This is a genomic window from Lysinibacillus agricola (genome assembly GCF_016638705.1).
Lineage (GTDB): Bacteria > Bacillota > Bacilli > Bacillales_A > Planococcaceae > Lysinibacillus > Lysinibacillus agricola.
Genome location: NZ_CP067341.1, coordinates 2,594,450 through 2,620,756 on the forward strand (window position 1 = coordinate 2,594,450; position 26,307 = coordinate 2,620,756).

General features: G+C 34.0%; 25 protein-coding genes and 2 pseudogenes. 18 read left to right on the forward strand and 9 right to left on the reverse strand.

The annotated features are described in order from the left end of the window. Positions 1-103 precede the first annotated feature (103 nt). Genes FJQ98_RS12500 through lpdA form a run of 3 tightly spaced genes read left to right on the forward strand, consistent with a single transcriptional unit; the run spans position 104 to position 3,019 of the window. Positions 104-706, forward strand: coding sequence for a TetR/AcrR family transcriptional regulator (locus tag FJQ98_RS12500; protein WP_053592749.1), 603 nt, complete (start codon positions 104-106; stop codon positions 704-706). 59 nt (positions 707-765) lie between these two features. Further along, the gene (locus FJQ98_RS12505) at positions 766-1,638 is read left to right on the forward strand and encodes an alpha/beta hydrolase (RefSeq protein ID WP_053592748.1); all 873 of its coding nucleotides are present in this window, start codon (positions 766-768) and stop codon (positions 1,636-1,638) included. Then, positions 1,625-3,019, forward strand: coding sequence for a dihydrolipoyl dehydrogenase (lpdA, locus tag FJQ98_RS12510; protein ID WP_053592747.1), 1,395 nt, complete (start codon positions 1,625-1,627; stop codon positions 3,017-3,019). The genes FJQ98_RS12505 and lpdA overlap by 14 nt, the downstream gene beginning before the upstream one ends. Before the next feature lie 400 nt (positions 3,020-3,419). Here the strand turns inward: lpdA and FJQ98_RS12515 are convergent, their stop codons facing one another. Then, positions 3,420-3,830 carry a GNAT family N-acetyltransferase gene (locus FJQ98_RS12515; RefSeq protein WP_053592746.1) on the reverse strand — a complete coding sequence of 137 codons (411 nt, stop codon included), beginning with the start codon at positions 3,828-3,830 and terminating at the stop codon, positions 3,420-3,422. Between the two features lie 477 nt (positions 3,831-4,307). On the opposite strand from FJQ98_RS12515, the pseudogene FJQ98_RS12520 reads away from it, so the two are divergent. Then, positions 4,308-4,961: pseudogene (locus FJQ98_RS12520) on the forward strand (DUF2306 domain-containing protein). A gap of 1,124 nt (positions 4,962-6,085) precedes the next feature. Here the strand turns inward: FJQ98_RS12520 and FJQ98_RS12525 are convergent. Next, positions 6,086-6,229, reverse strand: coding sequence for a YjcZ family sporulation protein (locus tag FJQ98_RS12525; RefSeq protein WP_075807153.1), 144 nt, complete (start codon positions 6,227-6,229; stop codon positions 6,086-6,088). A 481-nt stretch (positions 6,230-6,710) separates the two neighbouring features. On the opposite strand from FJQ98_RS12525, the gene FJQ98_RS12530 reads away from it, so the two are divergent. From FJQ98_RS12530 to FJQ98_RS12540, 3 genes are all read left to right on the forward strand, one after another. Then, on the forward strand, positions 6,711-7,568 hold the full coding sequence (locus tag FJQ98_RS12530) for a RhaT/GlcU family sugar-proton symporter (protein WP_053592744.1): 858 nt from the start codon (positions 6,711-6,713) through the stop codon (positions 7,566-7,568). 15 nt (positions 7,569-7,583) lie between these two features. Then, a complete protein-coding gene (gene gdh, locus FJQ98_RS12535) occupies positions 7,584-8,369 on the forward strand; it encodes a glucose 1-dehydrogenase (protein WP_053592743.1) in 786 nt (261 codons plus the stop codon). 757 nt (positions 8,370-9,126) lie between these two features. Continuing rightward, complete coding sequence (locus FJQ98_RS12540; RefSeq protein ID WP_241774472.1) at positions 9,127-9,603, forward strand: GNAT family N-acetyltransferase; 477 nt, start codon at positions 9,127-9,129, stop codon at positions 9,601-9,603. Positions 9,604-9,844: 241 nt separating this feature from the next. On the opposite strand, the gene yjcZ is transcribed toward FJQ98_RS12540, so the two are convergent. After that, positions 9,845-9,979, reverse strand: coding sequence for a sporulation protein YjcZ (yjcZ, locus tag FJQ98_RS12545; protein WP_143114566.1), 135 nt, complete (start codon positions 9,977-9,979; stop codon positions 9,845-9,847). An 809-nt stretch (positions 9,980-10,788) separates the two neighbouring features. Here yjcZ and FJQ98_RS12550 point away from each other — a divergent pair. Continuing rightward, complete coding sequence (locus FJQ98_RS12550) at positions 10,789-11,325, forward strand: GNAT family N-acetyltransferase (protein WP_053592741.1); 537 nt, start codon at positions 10,789-10,791, stop codon at positions 11,323-11,325. A 345-nt stretch (positions 11,326-11,670) separates the two neighbouring features. Next, entirely contained in the window at positions 11,671-11,970 is a 300-nt protein-coding gene (locus FJQ98_RS12555; protein ID WP_053592740.1) for a hypothetical protein, read from the forward strand. A gap of 164 nt (positions 11,971-12,134) precedes the next feature. Here the strand turns inward: FJQ98_RS12555 and FJQ98_RS12560 are convergent, their stop codons facing one another. Continuing rightward, positions 12,135-12,239 (reverse strand): YjcZ family sporulation protein, encoded by a 105-nt coding sequence (locus tag FJQ98_RS12560; protein WP_075807152.1) that lies wholly within the window; start codon positions 12,237-12,239, stop codon positions 12,135-12,137. Between the two features lie 238 nt (positions 12,240-12,477). Between FJQ98_RS12560 and FJQ98_RS12565 the strand changes: the two genes are divergently transcribed. Next, on the forward strand, positions 12,478-12,888 hold the full coding sequence (locus tag FJQ98_RS12565) for an NUDIX domain-containing protein (protein WP_053592739.1): 411 nt from the start codon (positions 12,478-12,480) through the stop codon (positions 12,886-12,888). 36 nt (positions 12,889-12,924) lie between these two features. Next, the gene (locus FJQ98_RS12570; RefSeq protein WP_143114564.1) at positions 12,925-13,182 is read left to right on the forward strand and encodes an HAD family hydrolase; all 258 of its coding nucleotides are present in this window, start codon (positions 12,925-12,927) and stop codon (positions 13,180-13,182) included. A 66-nt stretch (positions 13,183-13,248) separates the two neighbouring features. On the opposite strand, the gene FJQ98_RS12575 is transcribed toward FJQ98_RS12570, so the two are convergent. Further along, positions 13,249-14,157, reverse strand: a complete 909-nt coding sequence (locus FJQ98_RS12575; protein ID WP_053592737.1) for a DMT family transporter — start codon at positions 14,155-14,157, stop codon at positions 13,249-13,251. A gap of 3 nt (positions 14,158-14,160) precedes the next feature. Beyond that, positions 14,161-15,003 carry an AraC family transcriptional regulator gene (locus FJQ98_RS12580; RefSeq protein ID WP_201406712.1) on the reverse strand — a complete coding sequence of 281 codons (843 nt, stop codon included), beginning with the start codon at positions 15,001-15,003 and terminating at the stop codon, positions 14,161-14,163. 292 nt (positions 15,004-15,295) lie between these two features. On the opposite strand from FJQ98_RS12580, the gene FJQ98_RS12585 reads away from it, so the two are divergent. Beyond that, a complete protein-coding gene (locus tag FJQ98_RS12585) occupies positions 15,296-18,412 on the forward strand; it encodes a hybrid sensor histidine kinase/response regulator (RefSeq protein WP_053592735.1) in 3,117 nt (1,038 codons plus the stop codon). A gap of 533 nt (positions 18,413-18,945) precedes the next feature. Here the strand turns inward: FJQ98_RS12585 and FJQ98_RS12590 are convergent. After that, on the reverse strand, positions 18,946-19,125 hold the full coding sequence (locus FJQ98_RS12590; protein ID WP_053592734.1) for a hypothetical protein: 180 nt from the start codon (positions 19,123-19,125) through the stop codon (positions 18,946-18,948). 144 nt (positions 19,126-19,269) lie between these two features. On the opposite strand from FJQ98_RS12590, the gene FJQ98_RS12595 reads away from it, so the two are divergent. Beyond that, positions 19,270-19,758, forward strand: coding sequence for a putative periplasmic lipoprotein (locus tag FJQ98_RS12595; protein WP_053592733.1), 489 nt, complete (start codon positions 19,270-19,272; stop codon positions 19,756-19,758). 177 nt (positions 19,759-19,935) lie between these two features. Here FJQ98_RS12595 and FJQ98_RS12600 read toward each other — a convergent pair whose 3' ends face one another. After that, positions 19,936-20,346 carry an Lrp/AsnC family transcriptional regulator gene (locus tag FJQ98_RS12600; protein WP_053592732.1) on the reverse strand — a complete coding sequence of 137 codons (411 nt, stop codon included), beginning with the start codon at positions 20,344-20,346 and terminating at the stop codon, positions 19,936-19,938. A 227-nt stretch (positions 20,347-20,573) separates the two neighbouring features. Between FJQ98_RS12600 and FJQ98_RS12605 the strand changes: the two genes are divergently transcribed. The 5 genes and pseudogenes from FJQ98_RS12605 (at position 20,574) to FJQ98_RS12625 (ending at position 24,977) form a co-directional block, all read left to right on the forward strand. Next, on the forward strand, positions 20,574-21,332 hold the full coding sequence (locus FJQ98_RS12605) for an MBL fold metallo-hydrolase (RefSeq protein ID WP_053592731.1): 759 nt from the start codon (positions 20,574-20,576) through the stop codon (positions 21,330-21,332). Positions 21,333-21,387: 55 nt separating this feature from the next. Then, the gene (locus tag FJQ98_RS12610; RefSeq protein ID WP_053592730.1) at positions 21,388-22,263 is read left to right on the forward strand and encodes an alpha/beta fold hydrolase; all 876 of its coding nucleotides are present in this window, start codon (positions 21,388-21,390) and stop codon (positions 22,261-22,263) included. 125 nt (positions 22,264-22,388) lie between these two features. Then, positions 22,389-22,834: pseudogene (locus FJQ98_RS12615) on the forward strand (transposase); the annotation flags it as partial. 449 nt (positions 22,835-23,283) lie between these two features. After that, positions 23,284-23,460, forward strand: coding sequence for a hypothetical protein (locus FJQ98_RS12620; RefSeq protein ID WP_198926828.1), 177 nt, complete (start codon positions 23,284-23,286; stop codon positions 23,458-23,460). Between the two features lie 638 nt (positions 23,461-24,098). Then, complete coding sequence (locus FJQ98_RS12625; protein ID WP_053592729.1) at positions 24,099-24,977, forward strand: GNAT family N-acetyltransferase; 879 nt, start codon at positions 24,099-24,101, stop codon at positions 24,975-24,977. A 252-nt stretch (positions 24,978-25,229) separates the two neighbouring features. Here the strand turns inward: FJQ98_RS12625 and FJQ98_RS12630 are convergent, their stop codons facing one another. Then, positions 25,230-25,850 (reverse strand): LysE family translocator, encoded by a 621-nt coding sequence (locus tag FJQ98_RS12630; RefSeq protein WP_053592728.1) that lies wholly within the window; start codon positions 25,848-25,850, stop codon positions 25,230-25,232. Between the last annotated feature and the right edge of the window lie 457 nt (positions 25,851-26,307).

Here is a 26,307-nt window from a genome sequence, read left to right on the forward strand (position 1 = left end):
ATTATGTCGAGGCATAATTGATTTGCTGTTAAATAGTTCTTGAATTTGTATTCAAATTCCTTTATATTAAAAGAGACTGAAAGGTATCTTTTTGGAGGTTTAAATGAAAAAAGGTGAATTAACAAGGCGCAATATTATTCGAAAATCTGCTACAATTTTTAACAAAAAAGGTTATATGACAACAACAATGAGTGACATTATTCAGGAAACAAATATTCAAAAAGGGGGGATATATCGACACTTTAAGGATAAAGAGCAGCTGATGGTCGAGTCTTTTCATTTTTCTACCGAAATCATGCAACATCATTTAAAGACGAGTGTTTCACAACACAAAAATGCAACGGACAAATTAATCGCATTTGTGGAGGCCTTTTTACAATTAAGTGAAGGAAAACCGATCGTAGGTGGGTGTCCTATTTTTAACGCAGCTATAGAAATGGATGATCTAGAAGGAAGTGCGTTACTGCCATCGATTAATGAAGCAATGGATATGATGATAATGTGGATAATGAAAATTATAGAGGATGGAATTAAGCATCAGGAGTTGAAGCAGTCAGTACAGCCATACGACACTGCGATATATATTGTGTCAACACTTGAAGGTGGACTCGTATTAGATCGATTAAAGAATGATGGGCAATTATCAAAGATCATTATAAATAATTTGAGGCAATATATTTCAATGATTGCTACCGAGCGGCCATAAAGCCGTCTTTTTTACAATCAAAAAGAGACTAAATGGTATCTTTTTTGGAGGGGATTATTATGAAATATTTATTATTCGTTGCTTTCATCGTAATTATTTTATTGCTAAGGAGATATATCATTCTTCATATTTTTACACCGAAAATGAAAGAGGATAAAAAATACCCGAATGCGACTTATGAAAACATTGAAATAGAACTGGGTCCTGGGACAATTCGAGGGTGGCTTATGAAAAGCGAGAGGGCAAGAGGTTGCTTTCTGCTGATTCACGGATGGGGCTCTAATAAATCAGACATGTTACGATATGTTGATCCCTTATTAGCTAGCGATTATGACGTAATAATTGTGGATGTTCTTGGTCATGGACAAAGTGAATCATTACAAAAACAAGTGAGTATTGCATCGTTTGTCCAAAGTATAACATCAACGATTGATTATGTGTGCGAGAGGCCAGATATTAATAGTAATGCACTCTATGTTTTAGGGCATTCGATGGGGGGAATCGCTGCAAGTATTGTGAATTCCACAGATTTGAGGTTACAAGCACTTATTACTGATTCAATGCCTACATCATTAAAAAGTATTAGCAAATCAATGGCTGAAAAAGTAACAATTCCTTATATTCCTTTTGGCTGGCTTTTTGTCAGTTGGTTTTTATTACGAGGAGGTGTTTTTATAAAAGCTAGGAGAGAATGGTGTCTAGAAAAAATAGTGAAAAACCAACAGTCCCCAGCACTTGCCATACACTCTATTGAGGATAAAAAAGTGCCGATTTCAAATGTGGATGTACTAATAAATAATAGCAACTTTAAACAGGTAATTAAAGTTGTAACAAAAGGTCACCATAATTGTGTAAAAGATAAATATTTTTGGGATAACATTTTTCATTTTATAGCAAGTAATGAGGAGGAAGTAATAGATGAAGTATATTGATACACTTGTGATTGGTGCAGGTCCAGGAGGATATGTGGCGGCTATTCGCGCTACTCAAATGAAGCAAAACGTAACAATTGTAGAGAGAGAGTATTTAGGAGGCGTTTGCTCAAATGTCGGTTGTATCCCATCAAAAGTGCTGATTTCAGTAGGTCACCGTTTTGAACAAGCAAAGCATTCAGATGATATGGGTGTTGTTGCACAAGAAGTAAAACTTGACTGGACAAAAGTGCAAGAATTCAAAAAAGGCGTAGTTTCTAAATTAGTAGGCGGTGTTGAAAGTCTATTAAAAGGCAACAAGATCGACATTGTGAAAGGTGAAGCATATTTCATAGATGCAAACACTGTACGTGTAATTGATGGCGACAACGCACAAACTTACTCATTCAAAAATGCTATCCTTGCAACAGGTTCTCGATCGGTTGAAATTCCAACATTCAAATTCACTGAACGCGTCATCAACTCAACTGATGCACTTTCTTTACCAGAAGTACCGGAGAAATTAGTTGTCATTGGTGGTGGTTACATCGGTACTGAACTAGGTTCTGCTTACGCTAACTTAGGTTCTCAAGTAACAATCATTGAAGGCAGCAAAGACATTTTAGCTGGATTTGAAAAGCAAATGACACAAGTTGTGAAAAAAGGCTTAAAGAAAAAAGGCGTAGAAGTTGTTGTTGGCGCATCAGCTACAGGTGTGGAAGAAAATGAAAACGGCGTAGTTGTAACGTATGAAGCTGGCGGAGAAGAAAAAACAGTTGAAGCTAATTATGTATTAGTAACTGTAGGTCGTCTTCCAAATACAGATGAAATGGGTCTTGAAGCAGTAGGCATCGAATTCGCAGAACGAGGTTTACTAAAAGTTGACAAACAATGCCGTACTTCAGTACCAAACATTTATGCAATTGGTGATATCGTATCTGGTCCACAGCTTGCTCATAAAGCATCTTATGAAGGTAAAGTAGCTGCAGAAGCAATCGCTGGCGAAAAATCAATCGTAGATTACTTAGCAATCCCAGCTGTATGTTTCACAGATCCAGAACTTGCAACTGTTGGTTACAATGAAGAGCAAGCAAAAGCAGAAGGTATTGAGGTGAAAGTAGCGAAATTCCCATTCGCAACAAATGGTCGTGCATTAGCTTTAAATGCAACAGAAGGTTTTGTGAAACTTGTTGTACGTAAAAATGATGGCATATTAATCGGTGCTCAAATTGTTGGTGCTGGTGCATCTGATATGATTGCTGAATTAAGTCTTGCGATCGAAGCGGGTATGACTGCAGAAGATATAGCATTAACAATCCATGCTCATCCAACTTTAGGTGAGATTACAATGGAAGCTGCTGAGGTAATTATGGGGAGGCCAATTCATATTGTGAAAGCATAGTGGATATACTTCGAATACCGATATGATGAAACTATCTAATAGGTTTTTTATTTACGATAAATCATCGCTTAAAGCACCTGCCTAAGCCTTTTGTTTGTGGGTAGGTGTTTCCTATAGACAGCAAGTAAGAAGCAAATATGTGATAGAAGCCATGACAGGTGATAACAGGTAAGCGATGTTGATAAGCAAAATCATTCTAGTGTTTGCTCTTTCGGTCTTTCAAGTATTGACCTTTCAGAGGGATACAAAGCTATGTACAGATGTATATGAGCGTCCCTATGAACATGTGGTAGATAACAAAAGGACTTGTGTGTATTCATACACACAAGTCCTAGAATATTGGATATATCAAAATTCATTTATTGTTTCGTCGGATTAAATGTGTATCATTCCCACACCATTAATTCATTTTTGCAAAAGCTACAAGTGTTCCTTTGTCAGAAGATTGGAAACCATTCTTTTCATAAAAATGACGGACATCAGGTGCTTCTTCTGTTAAAAGAACTTTTTGACGAACATCTTTATATTTTTCCAAAATATGATGCATCATATCAGTCGCAATGCCTTGATTTTGATGGCTATTCAATACTAAAATATCCTGTATATAAATAATTGTAAGACCATCACCTACAACTCTTGTTAAACCAATTAATTGATCATTTTCCCATGCAGATAATACATAGATAGAGTTTAACAATGCTTGCTGTAATTGGTCTAAATCTTTTGTATAGGCATACCATTCTACATCTTCATAAAGTGCTTTTAAACCATTCTTATCAATATGCTTTTCTTCTTTAAATACAATTGTCATTTTATTTCCTCCTCAAAATTTTATTTTGAAGAGTGTAAACGTAATTTATCCACTGTCTTATACCTCCTTTCAAACTACTTCCACGTTCTTAATTGAGTTGTTTGAATTATATCAAAATTATAAAAATACAGTAACTCTACAACTCTTTTATCCTACTTATGATAATTCTTTCAATGAACGTTAGAATACTAAATCGACCCAATTTATGTGTCATATTGTAGGGGAGAGAAGGCATGGCAATCTAAGAAATATCAAAAGATTCTATATGGTTCAAATTTTCATTTAAAATATTTTTTGCCACTTATTAGGTGGAAAGGGGATGTCGTGAAATTAAATGTTACAGTATGAACAGGAAAGAAATCATAAAAAAACAAAAATAAGCACAAATCAAACAGCATATAGGTTTAGAAATAGTGAGGGGATTCTTTTATGTAAGAAGAAAGTAAAATCCAACAATATAAAATAGGAGGTAGAAAGATGCACAAAAAAACTTGGCTTATATTGATTTGTTTAGCTATTTTAATATCTGGTTATTCCGTGGTTCAATATTTTTTCATGGATGCGCATCAAGCAGGGTTTGTTAAATTGAAGCTTATGTTAAATTCAACATTGAGTTCGTATTGGTACATAATGCTTTATTTGCATATCGTATTTGGTATAGTGGCTTTAGTCATTGGTCCCTTTACATTATTTTCGAGGTTTAGAGAAAAAAATATTAAACGTCATCGTATGATGGGGAAAATTTATATGTTAGGTATTTTATTAGGTAGTGTTTCGGGGCTTTATTTAGCCTTTTATGCTACTGGAGGATTGGTGTCTCAGTTGGGGTTTGGTTTCTTATCTATATTTTGGCTGATAACAGCACTTCAAGCTCTTGCTAAAATTAAATATAAAAAAGTTCTTGATCATCAAAAGTAGATGATAAGAAATTATTCTTTAACCTTTGCAGCTGTCGCATTAAGAATTTGGCTAGCCTTGTTTACTGTACTATTTGGATTTGAACATTTTAATCTTAGTTACTCTATAATCGCTTGGTTATGTTGGGTACTCAATTTAATCGTAGTAGAATGGTTTATACAACGAAAATTAAATATGATGAAGCATCAGGAAAATGAGAATTTACAATTTTAACTTCTTTCAGCAAATGATTTTGTAGCGAAAGCAAAGCGTGGAGGGAGTGGCTAGACGCTTGCCGGAAGTGGAAGTCAATAAAATTTGTCGGATGCTCCAACTTCAAGAACACAAGAAAACATCCATTGTGTTTTATAACAAAATTAAAAAATAAAATAAACCTGCTCAATTTATACGTATTAGATTGAACATAGGAAAAATAGTTGGAATAGCGATTGTTCTTTTGTTTGTAGGTGTGAAGAGGAGGCAATTGACTAGCTTATAGGCATTTGTGTAGACTGTTAATGCTTTTATAGCATAACCTATATCGAAATCGAAAGGAGGAAAAATTATGCGATACGATTACGGGCATGGTGGTCATGGAGGACAACAAGGTGGGAGACATCCATATTACCCGGTTACTTCTCCAACCCATTTTTATCCGACTCAACATCATCCAGCCCATCATTATCCAACCCACCATTACCACCCAATGCATTACTACCCAACACATACAACATATCCAACCCATCATCGCCATCCGCACCATCACCACCACCAGCACATGAACCCACGCTATTACTAATATACCTATTAAAAAAGAAACGACAATATCTTTATAAAAAGTCGGTCGTTCCAGTTCATATAAATAATTATTTTAGCTGGGACCAAATGGCGTGCTTTACCAATAAAAATGTAAAAAGATGACTAAATAAACTTACAATATCCAGAAGCGACTATTGTTCATAAAGGCTTATATAGAAAGGGGCATCGGAAGAAAGTGATTCTTAACTTATAAATTTGGAGGTAGGGATAACTTAGTTTTCCCTATAAATGAGCATCAAAGTGTAGTATTGGTATTATTTATTAATAACAAGAAGCTAGTGCCGACAACACTTATGGATAAAAACTATAAGATAAAAAAAGAATTATTGTTGGTACTAGTTTATAATAAGATTTCATTTGATGTTTTGTTGGGAAATTTTAAAGAGGCTGGGCAAAGTCATATTCTAAAGGGCGGCGTATTATCTCGTTACTTAAAAAAGGTCACTCTGTGGAAGTGACCTTGAATGAACTGGTGTAAGACAAAAAATTTCACCTAGTTAATATTTTCTAATAGCTACAAAGAGTTTTTCTTATAAAGATTAATTTATGAAAGTAGCGCCGACAATTATTAAAAGAATGAACAGAACAACAATTAGAACAAATGTTGAACCGTTATTGCCACCTCCATAGCTATAACCTCCATAGCAACAATTGTTGTTGTAATTGCCACTGAACCATCCCATGATGCATTCCTCCTTTCTACTTCTATAATATGTAGCGTTACAAAAAGTGGAGAGGTATTTATCCAACAAGCACCTTAGAAGTATAAATTTTTGAAAATAATACTTTGAGAAAAAAAGGGCCACTGTTTGGAAGTGACCCTCAGTAACAATTCAAGGCGGTGTAGGCTAAAAAATTAGCTTATTATATTATTATGATGAGATAACTACTTTTGTATAGTGAATTGCCTTAGGAATTAATTTATAAATTTAAATGTAAAAAATCCACATGCAAACAGGGATTTCTATAAGACCAAGATAGCTTAATTGCCGTCTTGGTCTATTTTGTATGACGAAAATGGAAGATTCACATAACAAATTAAACCAACTTAATAGGTGATTCTAATTAACAGTATAAAAAATTTCCATTGACACATCATAGAAGAGTATTATAGATGTTTTGTTAAATCAAATAAAGCATTTAGAGAGGTGAAAGGTTTAAAAAATGGATATCATCCTAGCGTTATTACCAGCTCTCTTTTGGGGAAGTATTGTATTATTTAACGTCAAGCTCGGTGGTGGACCCTATAGTCAAGTACTTGGCACAACATTTGGTGCCCTTATTTTCTCTATAGGTATTTACTTTTTTGTAAAGCCTGAGTTATCTCCTATAGTGTTTGGAGTCGGAATTGTATCAGGTCTTTTTTGGGCATTAGGTCAGGTAAACCAATTGAAAAGTATTGATTTAATAGGGGTTTCCAAAACAATGCCCATTTCGACAGGGCTACAATTAGTATCAACGACTTTATTTGGCGTGATCGTGTTTCATGAATGGTCGACAACAATGTCGGTTATATTAGGTGTTCTTGCACTTATTAGTATCATCATTGGTATTGTTCTCACATCACTACCTAATCCAGAAGAGAAACAAGAAGAACACGGAAGCAATTTGAAAAAAGGAATTTTAATTTTACTTGTTTCCACTTTTGGTTATTTAGTATATGTAGTGGTAATACGCTTATTTAATGTAAGTGGATGGTCTGCCTTATTTCCACAAGCAATCGGAATGGTAATAGGTGGGGTTTTATTAACATTTAAGCATAAGCCATTTAATAAGTATGCCATTCGTAATATTATCCCAGGTTTAATATGGGCTGCCGGAAATATGTTTTTATTTATATCACAGCCTCGTGTAGGAGTTGCAACAAGTTTTTCTCTTTCTCAAATGGGGATTGTCATCGCTACTTTAGGTGGAATTTTTATATTAGGTGAGAAAAAAACAAAAAAGCAATTCATCGCAATTATCATTGGGATTGTTTTTATAGTCGCTGCTGGGATTATGTTAGGGATTGCGAAAAGATAAAAAGGAGGGCCTTGTATGTATCCGGATTTAGAAGGAAAAGTTGTTGTGATTACAGGTGCTGCAACGGGACTAGGTAAAGCAATGGGCATGCGCTTCGTAGCAGAAAAAGCGAAAGTAGTTATAAATTATCGTTCAAATGAAGCGGATGTAAATGCTGTAGTGGAAGAGGTTAAAAAAGCCGGTGGGGAGGCCATTGCTGTACAAGGTGATGTTACAGTTGAAGCGGATGTCATCAATCTCGTTCAAACAGCTATAAAAGAGTTTGGGACCCTCGATGTAATGATTAATAATGCGGGTATAGAAAATCCAGTAGCTTCTCATGAAATGCCGTTAAGCGATTGGAATAGAGTCATCAATACAAATTTAACAGGTGCGTTTTTAGGAAGTCGAGAAGCAATTAAATACTTCGTGGAGAACGATATTAAAGGTACTGTTATCAATATGTCCAGTGTTCATGAGAAAATTCCTTGGCCTTTATTCGTGCATTATGCCGCTAGTAAAGGGGGCATTAAGTTAATGACAGAAACATTAGCGTTAGAATATGCTCCAAAGGGAATTCGTGTCAATAACATCGGACCTGGAGCGATCAATACACCCATAAATGCTGAAAAATTTGCAGATCCAGCAAAACGTGCAGATGTGGAAAGTATGGTACCAATGGGGTATATCGGAAAACCAGAGGAAATTGCCGCAGTCGCAGTATGGCTTGCTTCATCACAAGCTAGTTATGTAACAGGGACTACTCTATTTGCGGATGGTGGAATGACTTTATATCCTGAATTCCAAGCTGGTCGTGGATAAGTAATATGATGTAACTTCTTTCAGCAAATGTCTTTTGTAACGTAAGTGAAACGGCAGTTACAAATGAATGCGGGTTTAAGTTCTTTTCAGCTGGTGTACAAACATCCGCTGAATTAAGTTAAAGCCTCCAGCAGGTGATTAATAATGGGTACTAAGTCTTTTTTATGTTTATTGATACCGTCCCCCATAATAGAAAACTGAAGATGTAGTAAATGGGAAAGTTTATGCAAAATAATTAAGAGGGGATTAATGTTAAAAATAGGAAACAATAATATGATCGATTGTATCTAATCTCTGTTCAACATTATCGAATCTACGGTCGATTGCATCAAATTTCTGAATTCAATATCATCGAATCTATTGTATATTTGTAGTTCTTGAAAATGGGCTATAGAAATGAAATTATTGGATGTTGGTAATTTGTGGTGGCCGACTAAACCTTACTGATTAGGCAGATTTTAGTATTTTTAGGGTTTGTTCAGAAATTGTTTAGAATGATGTTGTAATCTATCAATGTAATCTTGTCAAACAAATACAAAGGGCCAGACACTCATTCATAAAGTGAGTCCTGGTCTTTTTGTATTTATCCACTCTGTAAGTCATGTGCCTCAATCGAAAAGCGGATATGAGGAAATGAAAAAGATGGTGTGAAATTGGAATATCAAACCACATGATCTCATTTCTCTGTATAATAAAAGGAATATTATTTCGATGCTCGTACAGTTTGAAAATGGGCGGTTGATATGAGGGGGCTTATATGATGACAATTGAGGTTTTTATCGCAATAGAGGGAGATTATTTTGCTGTGAATGAAATTGTAAAAGAAGGGCATGAGGAGCATGTGATGGAGGAACCAACGATTTTTAAAAGTGTGGAGTCTGTAATGCCCGAATCTTATTATAAAGAACTAATTGACAACGAAGAGAGTGATATTCTAATTGCAAAGGAAGATGAAGTTGTAGTGGGTTTCGCAATTATAAGTGTTGAAGCTTCTCCACCTTTTGAGTCTCTCGTTCAACGGAAATATGCTTACATACATGATTTTGGTGTAAAAGAAGACCTACAAAGAAAAGGAATCGGAAAATTGTTATTCAAGGCTTGTATAACTTGGGCTAAAATAAGGGATGTTGACTCAATCGAGTTAAATGTTTGGGAATTCAATAAGAAAGCAATTGATTTTTATAAACATTTTGATATGAAGAGCGTTAGTAGAAAAATGAAATTAACTTTATAACGAAGTTTCTTGAAATGAAGAACCAGGAGATCGACGATATTTGTCTCAAAACGTTTAGAACATTTCTGCCACTATCCTAAGAGTATGAGAAACATGAAAAAGGACTTCCGTAGAAACACGCAAGCCCTAAAATCGCACCAAACATAGTTTCTATTATCCGTTAACCCATTCTTTAATTTAACTTTATGATAATTAAAAAACCAACAGACTATAACTTAAGTATTTTGGATATAAGGCAATACTACACACCGCTCCATACTAAAGTTCTTAATAAATAAAACAAGCCAAGACCGGCAATAATCAAAAGAACGAATAACACAATAACAAAGGCAAAATTTGTACCTGGTGTATTTACTCCATAAGATGGATAACTCAAAACAATCCCCTCCTTATAAAAATTTATAGCAGGATTATTTGAAGAAAGGAACAGTAATATATTTTATAAAAGGCTGTAACAATACGTCATAGCCTTTATAATACATTTCCTTTTTATTAATAAAATACAGCTATGGGCACTGTGGAGAAGGGATTAATGTTGATTTTCTACTGTTATTTTAAAGTGTGGTTCACATTTACCGGCATCCATTTCTACAGAGTTTTCTTTTCGAACATTTGAAATTAATTTCTAAACATTGGAATGCGGTATTTTCCACTTCGACTAGGCCCATATAAGCAAGCGCCACAAGTAATGACTGATAGCTACAATTTTAAGACCTGCCTTCAGGTGCGCACGAGATCATTGATGAAATAGAGAATAAGGTGCTATTGGAACAATGGTTGAGGCAAATTAATATGACAACCACAAACATACGAAACTTCTTTTTCCTTTATAGTATGTTGTACTAAATAAAGAACTCAGGGCCAATTACCTTATGTAAGGAAGGGTTTTAATCATGAATTATTGATAAAATTAGTTCAGGACGGCAAGTTGGGGATGAGTTTGCTAAGTTTATTGGCATGAGAGACCATTTCATTATCCATCTATAAAGAGCTATTTTTAGAATTTTTATGTCTTTCTTTGTATGGATTTGCATGCATTGATTGGAATGGACCTTGTTGGATATTGTCATTTATAAAGGTTTTATTCTATAGGATTTCTTGAACATTTAAAAAATCAGTAGTGCAACTCACACTCATTTAATATAGAATCTAACTTATAACTTATTTGGAAATGGAGTGTAGAAGATGTTTCCTATTTTAGATACTGAACGATTAGTGTTAAGAGAACTTACCGAACATGACGCCCAAGAAGTTTTAAATTGTTTTTCAAATCCTGATGTATTACGCCACTATGGGCAGAATCCTTTATCGAGTTTAGAGCAGGTTAAACAAATAATTAAAAATTTTTCAAAAAATTATGATGAAAAACGTGGAATTAAATGGGGAATTGCCTTAAAAGGGCAAGAAGGTATTATTGGTACTATTGGTTTTCAAGAGTGGTCCACTGAGCATAAAAGGGCTGACATTAGCTATGCACTTTTTCCTGAGAGTTGGGGAAAAGGGTATGCGCAGGAAGCTGTTAATAGAGTCCTATCATTTGGCTTTCAAGAGATGGATTTAATGCGTATTGGAGCTATTGTTTTCACTGAAAATGAAGCTTCAAATAAACTATTAATCAAATTAAGCTTTGAAAAAGAAGGGATATTAAAAAATTATATGCACCAAAACGGTGTTCCGTATGACACTAATATTTTTTCTCTAATAAAGGTTAAAACATCATAATAATGGCATGGACCAAGATAGATTAATTACTGTCTTGGTCTTTATCATTAAAACGATTAAATAAAATGATTTTTACTTAAATAAATACATAAATTCCTTTCATATTCCAAAAATTGATACAAATATTTATTTTTTTCAGCAAATGTTTTTTGTAGCGAAAGCAAAGCGTCAGCTACATTGTTCAGCTAGAGGTAAAGGTGTATATTTCCAAACCAAGCGACTTGTTTTGACCGTGGGAAAAAGTAATCGAATATTTAGTGATAAAGGATGAAGTCAAATCATTTCAAGACCGTGATAAACATTCACACATACTATATTTTTGAAGGAGTGGGGGAATAGGAGAAAATGGATGAAAAAATTATGAAGAATATAAAAAAGTATGGATTTGGATTGTTTACATTTGTCCTAATCGCGATTGGATTTTTAATTGTAATAAACGGTGTTGAAAATGGTGTAAATTCAGCAAATGAGTATTTAAGTACTTCAATGGGTGGAAGCATGGATACAGATAGTTTCCTCGTAATAAAGCAAGGGTATATTTTATCGAATTTTATATTTGGGGGAATTCTGCTATTGGTTGGACTTTCATTTTTTTGTATGTATCTATATAAATTTTTGAAGGAAATGGATGTATGGGACGAATGAAAAGAATTTGATTTCAAAATAATAGTGAATGTTTCGTCATTAAGTTAGAAGTATATGAAAGAAAAAAGGGGTCACTGGAGGAAGGTGACCCTTGAAGATGTAGGGGTAAATTAGTATTTCTCTCATAAAAATATGAGCAATAGAGGTGTTGGCGTAATCGTTTTTTAGTATTTAATAAAAGTAGCGCCAACGATAATTAAAAGAATGAATAATACTACAATTAGGGCAAAAGCGGACCCTGTGCCGTAACCATTACCTGAACAGCCCATAACTACTCCCTGCTTTCTACAATCTATAATACGCAAAGCTGTAAAAAGGAAAGATGGTAATCATCTAACTAAAAAAATAAATAATGGAATATAGTTAGTAATAAATTTTCCTACACTTTTCCAAGTAATATTACAAGTTTTATCGTTATGAAGGGGCATCTACTATTCGCAACATATTTTAGCTTTATGGAAATTAAACATTCGATAGAGGTTAGTCATTATAGAGGAGGACATAAAAATGGAAAAAGAGAAATCAACAAAAGTTGGCGTGGGGGCGGTTATCCTAGATAAGGCTAATAAAATTTTACTCGTTTTACGTAAAAAAGCACCTGAAGCAGGCTGTTGGAGCTTACCTGGTGGCAAGGTTGACTACATGGAAACAATAGAAAATGCGATCATACGTGAGATAAAGGAAGAGCTTGGAGTGGACATCGAAATTACACAATTGGTATGTGTGACCAACCATATTATTCAATCAGAGAATGTTCATTATGTTGCGCCTACTTTCGCTGCTCGTATTACGAATGGAGAAGTACAAAATAGAGAGCCTCATGCTTTAGAGGAAGTGCAGTGGTTTTCAATAAATGAAATCCCAGAAAACATAACAATGACAACCGATTATGCGCTGAAACAGTTAAAGTTTTTTTGACACTCCCACCCCTAAAGGGCAAGCTGACTAACGTCAGTGGGATTCTTGCTACCAAAGGCGAAGTCCATTTCTGGTATCGCTGACGAGCAAGATTTCGTGTGCCAAGTACCTTTAATAAAAGTCGTAATTGGTCAGCCAACAGATATTTTAGCTGCTAATGCGGCTGGTATAATGAGTTTTGGCGCATTATGGGGAGAAGGCAATAAAGATAAATTAGTAGGTGCATTCCCTACTGATATATTACATAACCCTGAAGATATTTTAGCTATTAATCGACTTTATATTACTCGATAAACATGAAAATCACCAGCTACTCCAATTTCAGTTTTCTGGTGATTTTTATTGATTAATTAAATTTTGTTAGACTCGTGTTTTTTTTCTGTTTTTTTGAACTAAGTTTTTCTCAGAAATAAAAAGACCAGATAATGTTAGAACTATACCGAATGCCGCCAAATAAGTTATTTGTTCATGTAATACAATTATAGATGTTAGTACTGTAATGACAGGAACCGCGTAAATATAAATACTACTTTTAATGGTGCCTAGCGTTTTAACAGCATAGCCCCATGTAATAAAACAAAGAGCAGAAGCACCAAGACCTAAGAATATTATATTGAATAAAGAAACTGGATTTGTAAAACGTTTCAGTTCCCATTCAAAATCAAACAGGAAAAGGGCAGGCATCATAAATAGAATCCCGTAAAAAAACACCCTTCTTGTCGTTTGAATTGTATGATATCCGTAACCACTTATTTTTTTAGTCAATACAGAATAAGTAGCCCAAACGAGCGTAGCAATTACAGCTAATAAATCTCCTAAGGGGTTTAGCTGGAACTTTGAAGTACTGTTAAAGCTGATGAGGTAGATTCCAGTAATTGCAACAATAAATCCAATGAAAAAGTTGATCCGTAATGGTTCCTCCTTCAAAAATAGGTAGGTGAGAATGGCTGTGAAAAAGGGAACGACGGAACTGATAACGCCAACATTAGAAGCCATTGTAAAGGTTAAGGCAATATTCTCTAAAAGGTAATAAAACGTAACACCACATAAACCAGCACTAGCAAAAATAAATTCATGTTTTTTATTCGTTAATTTTAGTCGGTACGGGTAGATCATCATTAACGCAACGAAACCTATGACAAAACGAAAAAATAGGATTTCAATAGGGGTAAAATCATTCAATAATATTTTAGTAGAGATAAAAGTTGTTCCCCAAATCAAAATGGTAATAAGTGCTGCTGTATGACCAACAGTATTTTTTTTCTCCATATACTAGTCCTTTCTAATAGTCGATTGTTCATCAAGTTTAGTAAAAAAATATTGATATTGTTTAGGTGTTAAACCGATAAATTCCATAAAAAAATGGCTAAAGTGACTTTGATCGCCGAAGCCACTATACAGGGCCGCATCTAATGGCGGCACTCCCTGTTCCAAAAGCTTCTTTGCCTCATTGATACGTATTGTTTGTAGATAGCGATACGGCGTAATGCCGCGAACACGGGTAAATGCTCGAACTAAAGAATATTTATTCATATTTGCCATTCTCGCTAAATCATCTAAAGTAATTCGCTCTTGATAATGTGCTTCTATATATTGACAAAGATTTTTAATCATTTCTGTTTTTGCACCAGAATCAGCTTCATTAGGAGGCTCTGTATATTCGTCAATTAACTGCTTGATAAAAATATAAAATGTTTCTTGCTTTTCATCATTTGGTAATTCGTTCATGATCATCTGATGAAGATTATGTAATATGCTTGTTTGTTCACTTAAATAAGCAACTGGAGTTTTAAACTGGGGCAGATAGTCTTTTCCAGTAATCTCTTTGGTTACTTTTCGCATGATTTCAGGCTTAATATTTAAACATCGATAATCTAATGTTTTGTTGTCAATCTGTTCACAAGCATGATTATCCAGAGGATTAAAACATATTAAATCACCGGTATTGATGATATATTCTTTGTTCTTGCAAGTTAATCGTCTTTGGCCACTCTCTATGAACCCAATCACATAGTATTCATGGAAGTGGTTTGGGAATTTTTGCATGATTCCACAGAAACGATAGGCTTCAATCTGAAGATCATTATCAAAGTGAACGGTTCTTTCTTCTAACATCTCATGAACACCTTCTTTTCGGTAATATGGAAGTAAGTGTAGCACAAATCTTTCAGCTTTTATTGTACGATATTGACTACCTAAAATTTGACTCTTGCATTAAACCACCTGTTAAACAATCATCGACATTATAAATATTGCAGAATTGTAAAATTTGGATTTAAGACAAAAAATTAGATTTAAAAATAATAGTAACTCTGATAGGATAATATATCGTAGGAGGTGTAGTTTGGCCTAAGGAACTTGTGTTAATAATAGAAAAACACAAACTACCTTTTGACAATTATTTTTAATGAAAAAGAGAAAAATTGTTCTCATCATTAGCTTGTTTTTTATATTTCTAACAGGCTCACGAATTTTATGGCTGGAGTTATTTAAAAATTCAGATCAACCATATGCTGTAAAAGGGCAAATCGATTTAAGAAATTGGAATTTTTTTGACGGCCATTCCATTACCCTTGATGGAGAGTGGGAGTTTTATCCTTATTATTGGTTGATTAGTGAAGAGAAGAATTTACAATCAACGGAGGATCATGCTAAATACATACAGGTTCCAAAGGGATGGGGTACTTCTTTACAAGAGGGAGAGATGACCCCTTATGGTTACGGTTCATATCGCTTAAAATTACTCGTCAATCCAGAAGACAATATAACTTACAGTATTCGAGTTCCGAGTGTTCGGAGTTCCTCAGAAATTTATGTAAATGGACGACGGTTGGAAAAATCAGGAGAAATAGGGGAGAATGCAGAAAATACAGTTGCCAAAAATGTTCCATATACGGCTTCCTTTGAAGCAAACGGTCATAAAGAAATCGAAATTATTGTTCAGGCTTCTAACTTTAAGGATCCTCGTGGCGGTGGAATTGTTCGCTCCATTAAATTAGGAAAAGAAGATATATTAGCTTGGGAAACTCAATTGTCAGTAACAATGCAGCAACTGGTGGCTGTAGTTTTTCTAATACACGCTATCTATTCCATCATTTTATATTTGGTAGGAAACAAGGATAAAAGATTTCTTTACTTTTCTCTGTTATCGATATGCACTATGTTTTATTACCTATTAGCAAGCGATGACAAATTATTATCTTATTGGTTTCCGATTAATTACGACTGGGGTTTTAAATTAGTTCATCTTGCTATGGTAGGGATAGGCTTTTCACTACTCCAATGCATAAAACATTGGTTGCCTCACCATGTGAGAAAATATATAAGTTGGTTTAGTATTTTTTGTGGTATAGCTACATTTATGGCAATCGTGCTGCCTACTCGCTATATAGTAACTAATCAAGAAATATATATAATAATTTTAGGTATTGCGTTGGTAATAACGATCCTAACAGTAATGCGAAAATCTATTAAAGAGATCAGAAGTAATATATTTTTACTTCTTGCCATATTAGCATTTGGCAATAATATGATTTGGGATGGCCTACTTCTCATCTTTGGGATAAAAGTGATCATGTATCCATTTGATCTTATTATCACAATGGCTTGTTTGGCTACTTTATGGTTTAAAGGATATTCTAAAGTTTATTCGGATACAAAAGACCTTGCTAGTAAGCTACAAAAAACAGATAAGTTAAAGGATGAATTCCTCGCCAATACGTCTCATGAGTTACGAAATCCACTCCATGGGATACTTAACATTTCTAAAGCTGTTTTGGAAAGAGAAGAACATGTACTCAGTGACAAAAGTGTCAAGGATTTAGAAACAGTGCTGTCAGTAGGGCGTCGTATGTCACTTATGTTAAATGATTTACTGGACGTTATGAGCTTAAAAGACAATACACCCAAGCTACAACTTAGAACTTTTTCGATTCACACAATTGTATCGGGTGTATTAGATATGCTCTATGTAATGAGAGAAGGAAAGCAGATTCAGTTAATTAATAAAATCCCTGAAAATTTTCCAAAAGTAGTTGCTGATGAAAATAGGGTTATTCAAATTGTTTTCAATTTACTTCATAATGCAGTGAAATACACGAACGAGGGTGAAGTAACCATATCAGGTCATGTGAAAAATGGTATGGCGGAAATTGTGATTTCGGATACTGGTATTGGTATTGATAAGGAAGCCCTTCAGCGTATATTTGAACCTTATGAGCAGGGTACCCTTAGTAAGGCAATGATTGAAGGCGGATTTGGGCTAGGACTTAGTATTAGTAAACGTTTGGTTGAACTACATGGGGGAACATTACAAGCAAATTCAGTTGTAGGTAAAGGGTCAGAATTTACTTTTACCCTACCAATATCAAATCTAAGAGATGAGCAAAATACAGAAAATGTGGCTCTGCGATCAAATGCGAAGGATGCTTTAACAGGAGTGACTTTTACAAATCCAATTAATTATCACGCTGAAAACCATTCAATCTTTGAAGCAAATCGACCTAGAGTATTGGTCGTGGATGATGATCCAGTTAACTTAAGAGTTATCGAAACAATTCTTTCAATAGAAAAATATGACTTAGTAACAGTCACAAGTGGTAGTAAAGCTCTCGAAATATTAATGTCTCAAGAGTGGGATTTGGTCATATCAGACGTGATGATGCCAAATATGTCTGGATACGAATTAGTACGTACGATTCGTCAGCAATTTTCAATAACAGAACTCCCTGTTTTGCTTCTTACAGCAAGAAGTCAGCCTCAAGACATTGAAAATGGATTTTTAGCTGGTGCTAATGATTACGTCACAAAGCCTGTTGATGCTCTGGAGTTAAGTTCAAGAGTAAAAGCACTTACTGACGTTAAACAATCTGCACAAGAAAGACTTCGAATGGAGGCAGCTTGGCTTCAGGCACAAATACAGCCTCATTTTTTATTCAATACATTAAATTCCATTATCACATTAAGTGAAATTGATCTTGAGCGTACAAGTAAGCTGCTCGAAGCACTCAGTGATTTTTTAAGGGAATCATTTAAGTTCCAAAATATTGATGAACTTGTTCCAATTGAGGATGAGTTAAATCTTGTACGATCCTATCTATATATTCATAAGGAACGTTTTGGGGAGCGGATAAATATAACGTGGGATGTGGACGTTTCTACAGACGTCATGATCCCATCACTGACCATTCAACCATTGATTGAAAATGCTTTGAAACATGGTATTTTGCCCCGTGAAAATGGCGGGAATATTCATCTTCGCATTGTAGATTATGACACATACATTGAGATCACTGTGTCGGATGATGGTATTGGCATGGATGAAGCGACGATGGAACGTTTACTTGTAAGAAAATCGGAGATATCAACTGGAATTGGATTGCTGAATACAGACCTCCGTTTAAAACAACATTACGGTGAGGGACTTCAAATTAACAGTAAACTAAATCAAGGTACATCCATATCGTTCGTTGTTCTGAAAAAGAAAGAAAAATCAAAGCAATGGAGTAAGGCACTGTCTAATTAAAACAATAAAAACATTTCAATATGAGCTGCACCTCCAATTGTTAGTTAAATGTCTAATAATGGAGGTGCAGTTTTCAATATTAAGAGCTTGGACTATAGAATTTTGGAGTTATTTTGTAAATAGGTCCATAATTTGTTTGGAAAGAAAAAATATCACCTATTTTTAAAAATATTTATAGCATCAGCTTTTGTAAATAACGTTTCACTACTTTCAGCAGAAGTCTCCCACCTCTATAGATGGTGAGATGAATGCGGATTTAAGTTACTTTTCAGCGAGTGTCCAAACACCTGTACCTTGTCGCTACGCTTTCGGCATAAAAGACATATTAAAGCCTCCGGACGCAATTATACCGAGGCATAATTGATTTGCGCACCCTATTTACAATTCCTGTTGCTCTCTATCCCGTTTTGTACGATAGGTGATAACAACCATTTGTGAATAAAGACAGACAAACTTATTAGTAAAGAAAATACAATAAAGAACAGATAACCTTCATTAGTTATCTGTCTTCAACGGTTATAATATTTCTTCAATCATTTTTCAGATGGATCTACCATTTCATCTAGAAAAAAATTTTCAAGATTTTCTTTTGTTTCAGCATTGACGGTTTTTTCTTTTGCCTCTGCGTGTTCACTAGCTGGAGCTTCATCTTTAGAAGAACATGCAGTTAGTAGTAATGCTGCTAACGCTCCCATATACAATAATTTTTTCATTGTTAAATCCTCCGATAATGTTTATTGGTTACGTTTTAGATTGCGCAATTACACGTAGAATATAACGGAAATGGCAATGATAAAATTTGGATTTGTAACAAATAATGAATAATAGTCGTTAAACAATAAAAAGGGGAAATATGTATGAAAAAATTTTTAGGCTTCATAATTTGTGGGTTGTTATTAGTAGGTTGCTCACCTAAAGAATCAAACGATATTATTCAACAGGATAAAAGCTCGAAACTTGTTGGAGAAGCTTTGGCAAAAGAAATTGAATGGAAAGAAAGTGAGTATTTCACATCCAAAAACTTAAGCATGATTGGTGAACCGCAATTATTAGGATTTTCGCATAGTAAAGACGAAAAAATATTTGCTCGCAAAACAGGAAAGTATGGCTGGCACTTTTGGGGAAATCGCGTCAAAACAGGAGAGATACTTAGCATCAAGAGAACTCACCAATTGACAAATAAAGAAATTGAATTAGTTACAGATGCTAAGTTACTTGGACCGAACAGTGGGGCAGATAACCATGCTCCGACCAATATGACTTTCCCAGAAGGCGGCATGTGGAAGCTAGATGCTTATACTGATGGAAGGTTAATTGGTAGTGTTTATGTTAAAGTGGAGAATTAAAATAAATAAGTGAAAAATACCAGGCAATCCAAAGGGCACTGAAAAACTAAAGGAATTCATTTTTTATATTATAAATCTGTCTTTTGTTGGATTTAGAAACTCGAAAAAGTCGATTTGCATCACATTTTTTGTGGCAAATCGACTTTTTCAGTGCCCTAGGAAATCTCTGGTATTTCACTATTTACTAATGACAATAGACAATTTATAGTTTGCATGCTTATTTAAATCGACTAAAAACTGATCTAGTACCTCATTTGACGGGAATCTGCATTCAAGAAGATAGCAACTATCTCCGCTAATTTTAAAGTTATTAATAATATAATGCTGCTGCGTTTTTATAAATGAAAGAAAAGGTTCATGGTACGGACTTTTTGTATAAATATTAAGAAATGCATGGACAATGCTCCCTAATTTTACTTGATTAACGTTAATTGTATAGCCCTCAATGACTCCATTATCTTCTAGTTTTGCAACCCTCGATGACGCTGCTTGCCCAGTCAAATGAACTTTCTCACCCAATTCTTTCATCGTAATACGGCTGTTCTTGGAAAGCTCATCTATAATACGCATATCCGTACTATCTAACATGTAGTAACTCCTTTCATTATTCAAGTCAAATCACTGAAAGACTTGATTTTATCTATGTAATTACTATTTGGACATAGTATAAACTAAATGTAATTTAACTTCTACTGAAAGAAGTTAAAGCCTCCGGCGGATGTCACGGAATCGGAAAAGAGTTCTTTGTGCTTGCACAAAGCCGATTCCGGACGCAATTATGCCGAGGCATAATTGATAGAAAAGGAGTTATTAATATGAACATTCAACAAATTCGCAATGCCACTTTAGTACTCGAATATGCAGGGAAAAAGTTTTTAGTTGACCCATTTTTAGCAAATAAAGGTGCTTATACACCTTATCCAAATTCTTTAAGACAGGATCAAAATAACCCATTAGTTCCATTACCAACATCAATTGACAATCTCATTAATGTCGATGCTGTAATCGTTACTCATTTGCATTTAGATCATTTTGATGAAGTCGCTAAAGAAGTACTACCAAAAGATCTTAAAATGTTTGTACAAAATGAAGAAGATGCTAAAGAGGTTAAAAATGCTGGCTTTTCCAATGTGGAAGTTTTACAAGAAGATACAGTTTTTGAAGGTATTCAATTAATTAAAACAGAAGGTGAACATGGCAGGGGAGAAATTTTAAAATTTACTGGTCAAGTGTGTGGCGTTGTCTTTAACCACCCAAATGAAAAAAGATTATATATCGCTGGTGATACTGTATGGTATGACGGAGTACAAGAAGTTTTAGAAAAAAATCAACCAGAAATTATAATTGTTAATGGGGGAGACAATCAATTTTTAGAGGGAGGCTCTCTCATAATGGGAAAAGATGATATTTATGAAGTATATAAAGCTGCTCCAAACGCAAAAATTATCGTAAGTCATATGGAAGCTGTCAATCATTGGACATTATCAAGAGAGGATTTAAGAAGCTTTATAAATGAAAAAGGAATCACTGCTCATGTGTTCGTGCCGGAAGACGGTGAAGAATATATATTTTAAATAAAGCGATTTTAATTGTAGCTAATTCCTGTAAAATTGATACAGGAGGGGTTTTATGAAGCATACAATTTATAACAGTGATAACGGTAGATTGAAAATTTTAACGCACTATGAACAGTATTTAAATTCATTTGATTTTGAAGTTGAAAGGGCTTTTGTGGATACATCCTTTGGAAAAACACATGTGCTTATGGCTGGTCCAAAAGAAGGAAAGCCATTGTTTATTTTTCAAGGTGGGAATTGCGTTAATCCGATGACACTCTCCTGGTTAAAGCCCTTAATACAAAAATATAGAATTTATGCGCCTGATACGATTGGTCATCCAGGATATAGTGAGCAAAAGAGAATTTCAGCTAAGGATGATAGCTTTGCGCAATGGATAGCTGAATTGATGGATTATTTTAACATTAAAAAATGTGCTTTTTTAGGGCCATCGTACGGAGCGGGTATCGTTTTAAGGTTAGCTACTTATATGCCAGATAGGATAGATTGTGCTGTGCTTGTTTCTCCTGCTGGATTAAAACTTGGCTCCAAAATGGAGATGATTCAACATATCTTAATCCCTTTGCTCTTGTTTAAAAATACTTCGTCAGCAAAGTATCTTGAAAAAATTACCGATAGAATGTCTGCTGATTGTATGAAGGAGATGGACCGGCAGATTATTGGAGATATTTTTCGTTACGTAAAATTAGAGCAAGAGATGCCAAAATTAACAGTTAGAAAAGAATTAGAAAATTACTTTTCACCTACATTAATTATCGCTGGAGAGAAGGACATTTTCTTTCCGAAAAAGAAGATTAAAAGAAGAGCTGAACAAGTCATACCGAATTTGACTATTTTTCAATCATTTAACATGGGGCATTTCCCTTCGGATGATTACTTAGAAAAAATAAATAACGTTATTATTAATTTTTTAAATAATTATTATTGAATGATTTTTAAGAGGGCGTCCAAAGGGGATGCTCTTTTTGATTGGCTGTTTTCGTAATAGATTGTTGCTCTCTTGAAAATACTGAATATGGTTGAATATAATGCATTTTTAGGAGGTGTTCAATAATGTGGAGATATGTGTATGAAGCAGTCGAAGAATTAGGAAGAGCAGATCAACTAGCCTTATTTAAGGCAATGAAACAAGATCTATATCCAAAAGAAGAAATAAAATGGAAAAATTACTTCCTAAGATCAAGGAGTCTCGCTTTTCGTCTAGTTTAGGTTGTCTTCATTGCGGAAATACTGCCGTAAAACGCAATGGTAAATATCGTTCTAGACAAAGATATTTATGTAAGGATTGTGGAAAAACATTTAATGATATGACTAATATGCCTTTTACAGATTCGCGTTATCCGGAAAATTGGATTAAATACATTAAAATGATGATAAACGGTGTTACATTACCAAAGATTTCAGACTCTTTAAAAATTCATATATCTACCGCATTTTATTGGAGACACAAGATTTTAAATGCTTTAGGAAGTCACGGTTTCAACCAATTATCTGTAATCCACTACTTATTAAGAATATCCAAGAATTTATGAGAAATCATATTTAAACTAACTGAGTGCTTTAGTTAAAAATTCGGTTTGCGAAATATCAAAACAAAAAGACAGAGTTCATTCTCTACATATTTTGTAGATTTAATCTGTCTTTATGTTTTTAGCAACAATTTTTTAGAAAACAGCCTTCTGATTTTATGAAATACTATTGTTAGACAATAATTTTCGATGTACCACTGATCTCTAAGGAGTCGCCAAGCCTCCACCTCTCCATTCCAATCAACCTATATCCATTGCTAATTTTTAAAAATGTCATCTCCAACTTTTGTGATGGGCCAATAATTAGTAAATTAAACAAGATTTAAAAGCTCTTATAGCTTATACAGTATAAACCGTATCTGATTTCCAATACTAAAGTTGTTTTAAAATATTTAATATGAGAAAGGAGGCTTTCATTAGTGAGATTTTTAACATGGGGAATTATAGGGGCTGCTATTTTTGGTGCGCTGAAAGGCTTAGGGAAATTAAATTTCAACAATGCACAACAAATGACACAGTCTACTCAGCAAGCTACGACACCAGTACAATTAGTAGCAAACAGTAATCCACTTACCGCAAATACACCAAAACAGTAAATAGAATAAGACAACATCAAGCTTATAGACTTTTGATTTGCTATAGGTCTATAAGCTTGTACATAAAAACCGCACATATAGGGCTATAAGCAATAACTTTTATTTAGTCTTTACAAAAGTATCCATAAAAATGTATAGTTGGGATAAATACATGTTGAAATGAGGTTTTGATTGTTTATGATGAAACTTATTAATGGCTAATGGAATTCAACAGAATTTTATAGTGCAATAGGCAAAAATTAAGGTTTATTCCTTAGTTCTTTTTAGTTCGCCCATTTGCTCATTAGCGATTAGAAGACATCATATCTATTCAAATCACATATTCAATATTTCCTATATGCCTCTAGCCGGTGTCAAGGCAAAACCTGGTCGCAAAGTTTTTGTGCGGAAGCCAAGGCGCCAACGGCAATTTTTTTCTGTGCGAAAGCGAAGCGACAGCAACAATCTTTATCTGTGCGAAAGCGAAGCGACAGCAACAACAATTACTCTGAGGCGTAATGATTTTATATTGAATTTAAATTTGACTATGAGAAGAATTTCTTCTTATAGTCTTTTTTATGTTTTTTAGGAGGTGAGGACGATGGTAATGTTTTAATTATTTACTTCGAAGTAACCAAATCAAGAAAAGGGGCGTAATTATGACAAATTATCAATTAGTATATGATTACAAGGACAATCAAAAATATAGAGAAAGTTTCAATGACTTAGCAAAGTTAGTTTTTGATTTAGATTTTAACCAATGGTATGAAAAAGGATGCTGGAACGATCAATATATCTGTTATTCATATTTGGATGGAGATAAAGTTATTGCCAACGCATCAATAAGTAAAATGACTGTAGTTGTAAACGGTAAGGAATATAAAGCCATACAAATTGGTTCAGTAATGACACATCCAGATTATCGTCATAAAGGTTTAGCAAGAAAATTAATGGATGACATCATTGACAAATATGAGGAGCAATGTGAATTTATCTATTTATTTGCGAATGAAACAGTCCTTGATTTTTATCCGAAGTTTGGGTTTTCGAGAGTACAAGAAAGTAGGTATTTTTTAAATGCTGATAATTTAAAGAAAAAATCAAATACAGCAATCCGAAAATTAGATATTGAAAATAGCAACGATTTATCTTTATTGAAATTGTATGCGAAGGAGAGAATTCCAGCGTCGTCGATCTTAAGTGTGAAAGATAATGAAAGTTTACTTATGTTCTATTTTCTTATTGCATTTCCTAATTCAATTTATTTTGTCGAAGAAGAAGGCATTATTGTATTATTCGAAAAAGAGGATGAGGAATTACATCTTTTTGATGTTATTAGTCGAAGAAAAATTGATGTAGAAGAGGTTTTAAGCTATATTACATCATCGGATATAAAAAGAATTATCTTTCATTTTATCTCTGATTGTAATGATGTGGAATCTGAAGTAATAGAAGCGGAGGACGATGTGTTGTTTATTCGACCGATGATAAAATTTGGGATAGAACGACCTTTATTTCCATTAACATCACATTCGTAAGATGAAAGATCTATGGTTGATTTTCAGCTAGAAGACTTCACATATTAATATTAATGAATGTACTCCAAAACTAACAATTGGGGTTCTATTATGGGTGGTTACTTTAAAGCTGAGTAAAAGCCTATTTGACGGTAGAATGCTTGTTTACAGTTATACCCATGTACAATATGATTGTCTTAAGATAGAAGATAACATTTGATATAGAAAAGGGATAGCACGTTTTAAATCGTGTTCTCCCTAAGAAACTAAATCTTATCTACTTTGAGTTTGAAGTGCTAATTTAACGCCTAGTCCTATATAAACGAACCCAACAGCCTTTTCAATCCAACGTGAACCATTGTTTGTTGTCTTCGTAAAGATTTTCTCGCCGATGAAGCTAGTAATAATTGCTAATAAAATAGTATACAAAGCGCTCATCACAACAAATGTAATGCCCAAAATCAATAATTGTACAGTGACTGATTGGCCATTATGCTGAATAAATTGTGGTAAAAATGCTAAGAAAAACAATGCCGTTTTTGGATTTAAAATTTCCGCTAAAAACCCTTGTCGGAATGAAGTACTTGCAGGGCTTTGCTCAACAGTTGGTTTTTCTATTTTTTGTGGTTTTGTTAATAGCATTTGAATACCTAAATAAACAAGGTATGCAACACCTATAAATTTCACCACTTCAAAGGCAGTGGCAGAGTTCATTAAAATTGCTGATAACCCTAATACAGCTGCTAACGTATGAACTAAATCACCTAGTCCAATGCCTAATGCAGTGGAAATACCGTTCTTTTTTCCACCTTTCAGTGTTTGCGTAATGGTAATGATAACTGCAGGACCAGGAATTAAAAATAAGAGAAGAACTATTGCAATAAAAGATAACATGTTTACCCATCCTATTCTAATAAAACTAACATTCAGTTAAGACAATAATAAGATTGATCTAATGAATGCAAAAAATATTATAATCTATCTCCTGTATAACTGTCGATATGAAATACGGAAAAGTCGTGATTATAATTATTGTCAGAAAATACAAACGAATAAATAATATTCATATAATATTATTTGTTATTGAATTATAGAGAAATGGTTGAGTTGATAAATTGAAAACAATGAGATGGGATTTAACTTTCGTCGCACAAATTATTTGATATGTTTTCATTATGATCATAAGTTGTTTATTATTTTTGTAGTGCTTACCTTCATCATTATAGGACTTCGAGAGTGGAACAGTGCAAAATAATGAAGCTTACTCTATTTAGGTGTAGCGATTTTTATATTACTTGTTGTTGGACAAATACTTTTATTTTAAGGATTAATTCATTTATGAAAGAGCTTT

Coding starts and splice junctions, on each gene's coding strand:
- FJQ98_RS12500 (WP_053592749.1), top strand. CDS start 104: ATGAAAAAAGGTGAATTAACAAGGCGCAATATTATTCGAAAATCTGCT.
- FJQ98_RS12610 (WP_053592730.1), top strand. CDS start 21,388: ATGAAGCATACAATTTATAACAGTGATAACGGTAGATTGAAAATTTTA.
- FJQ98_RS12560 (WP_075807152.1), bottom strand. CDS start 12,239: ATGGGCTGTTCAGGTAATGGTTACGGCACAGGGTCCGCTTTTGCCCTA.
- FJQ98_RS12590 (WP_053592734.1), bottom strand. CDS start 19,125: ATGAAAAAATTATTGTATATGGGAGCGTTAGCAGCATTACTACTAACT.
- FJQ98_RS12630 (WP_053592728.1), bottom strand. CDS start 25,850: ATGTTATCTTTTATTGCAATAGTTCTTCTCTTATTTTTAATTCCTGGT.
- FJQ98_RS12580 (WP_201406712.1), bottom strand. CDS start 15,003: ATGTTAGAAGAAAGAACCGTTCACTTTGATAATGATCTTCAGATTGAA.
- FJQ98_RS12530 (WP_053592744.1), top strand. CDS start 6,711: ATGGATATCATCCTAGCGTTATTACCAGCTCTCTTTTGGGGAAGTATT.
- FJQ98_RS12555 (WP_053592740.1), top strand. CDS start 11,671: ATGGATGAAAAAATTATGAAGAATATAAAAAAGTATGGATTTGGATTG.
- FJQ98_RS12595 (WP_053592733.1), top strand. CDS start 19,270: ATGAAAAAATTTTTAGGCTTCATAATTTGTGGGTTGTTATTAGTAGGT.
- lpdA (WP_053592747.1), top strand. CDS start 1,625: ATGAAGTATATTGATACACTTGTGATTGGTGCAGGTCCAGGAGGATAT.
- FJQ98_RS12505 (WP_053592748.1), top strand. CDS start 766: ATGAAATATTTATTATTCGTTGCTTTCATCGTAATTATTTTATTGCTA.
- FJQ98_RS12625 (WP_053592729.1), top strand. CDS start 24,099: ATGACAAATTATCAATTAGTATATGATTACAAGGACAATCAAAAATAT.
- FJQ98_RS12605 (WP_053592731.1), top strand. CDS start 20,574: ATGAACATTCAACAAATTCGCAATGCCACTTTAGTACTCGAATATGCA.
- FJQ98_RS12515 (WP_053592746.1), bottom strand. CDS start 3,830: ATGACAATTGTATTTAAAGAAGAAAAGCATATTGATAAGAATGGTTTA.
- gdh (WP_053592743.1), top strand. CDS start 7,584: ATGTATCCGGATTTAGAAGGAAAAGTTGTTGTGATTACAGGTGCTGCA.
- FJQ98_RS12550 (WP_053592741.1), top strand. CDS start 10,789: ATGTTTCCTATTTTAGATACTGAACGATTAGTGTTAAGAGAACTTACC.
- FJQ98_RS12575 (WP_053592737.1), bottom strand. CDS start 14,157: ATGGAGAAAAAAAATACTGTTGGTCATACAGCAGCACTTATTACCATT.
- FJQ98_RS12565 (WP_053592739.1), top strand. CDS start 12,478: ATGGAAAAAGAGAAATCAACAAAAGTTGGCGTGGGGGCGGTTATCCTA.
- FJQ98_RS12600 (WP_053592732.1), bottom strand. CDS start 20,346: ATGTTAGATAGTACGGATATGCGTATTATAGATGAGCTTTCCAAGAAC.
- FJQ98_RS12525 (WP_075807153.1), bottom strand. CDS start 6,229: ATGGGATGGTTCAGTGGCAATTACAACAACAATTGTTGCTATGGAGGT.
- FJQ98_RS12540 (WP_241774472.1), top strand. CDS start 9,127: ATGATGACAATTGAGGTTTTTATCGCAATAGAGGGAGATTATTTTGCT.
- FJQ98_RS12585 (WP_053592735.1), top strand. CDS start 15,296: ATGAAAAAGAGAAAAATTGTTCTCATCATTAGCTTGTTTTTTATATTT.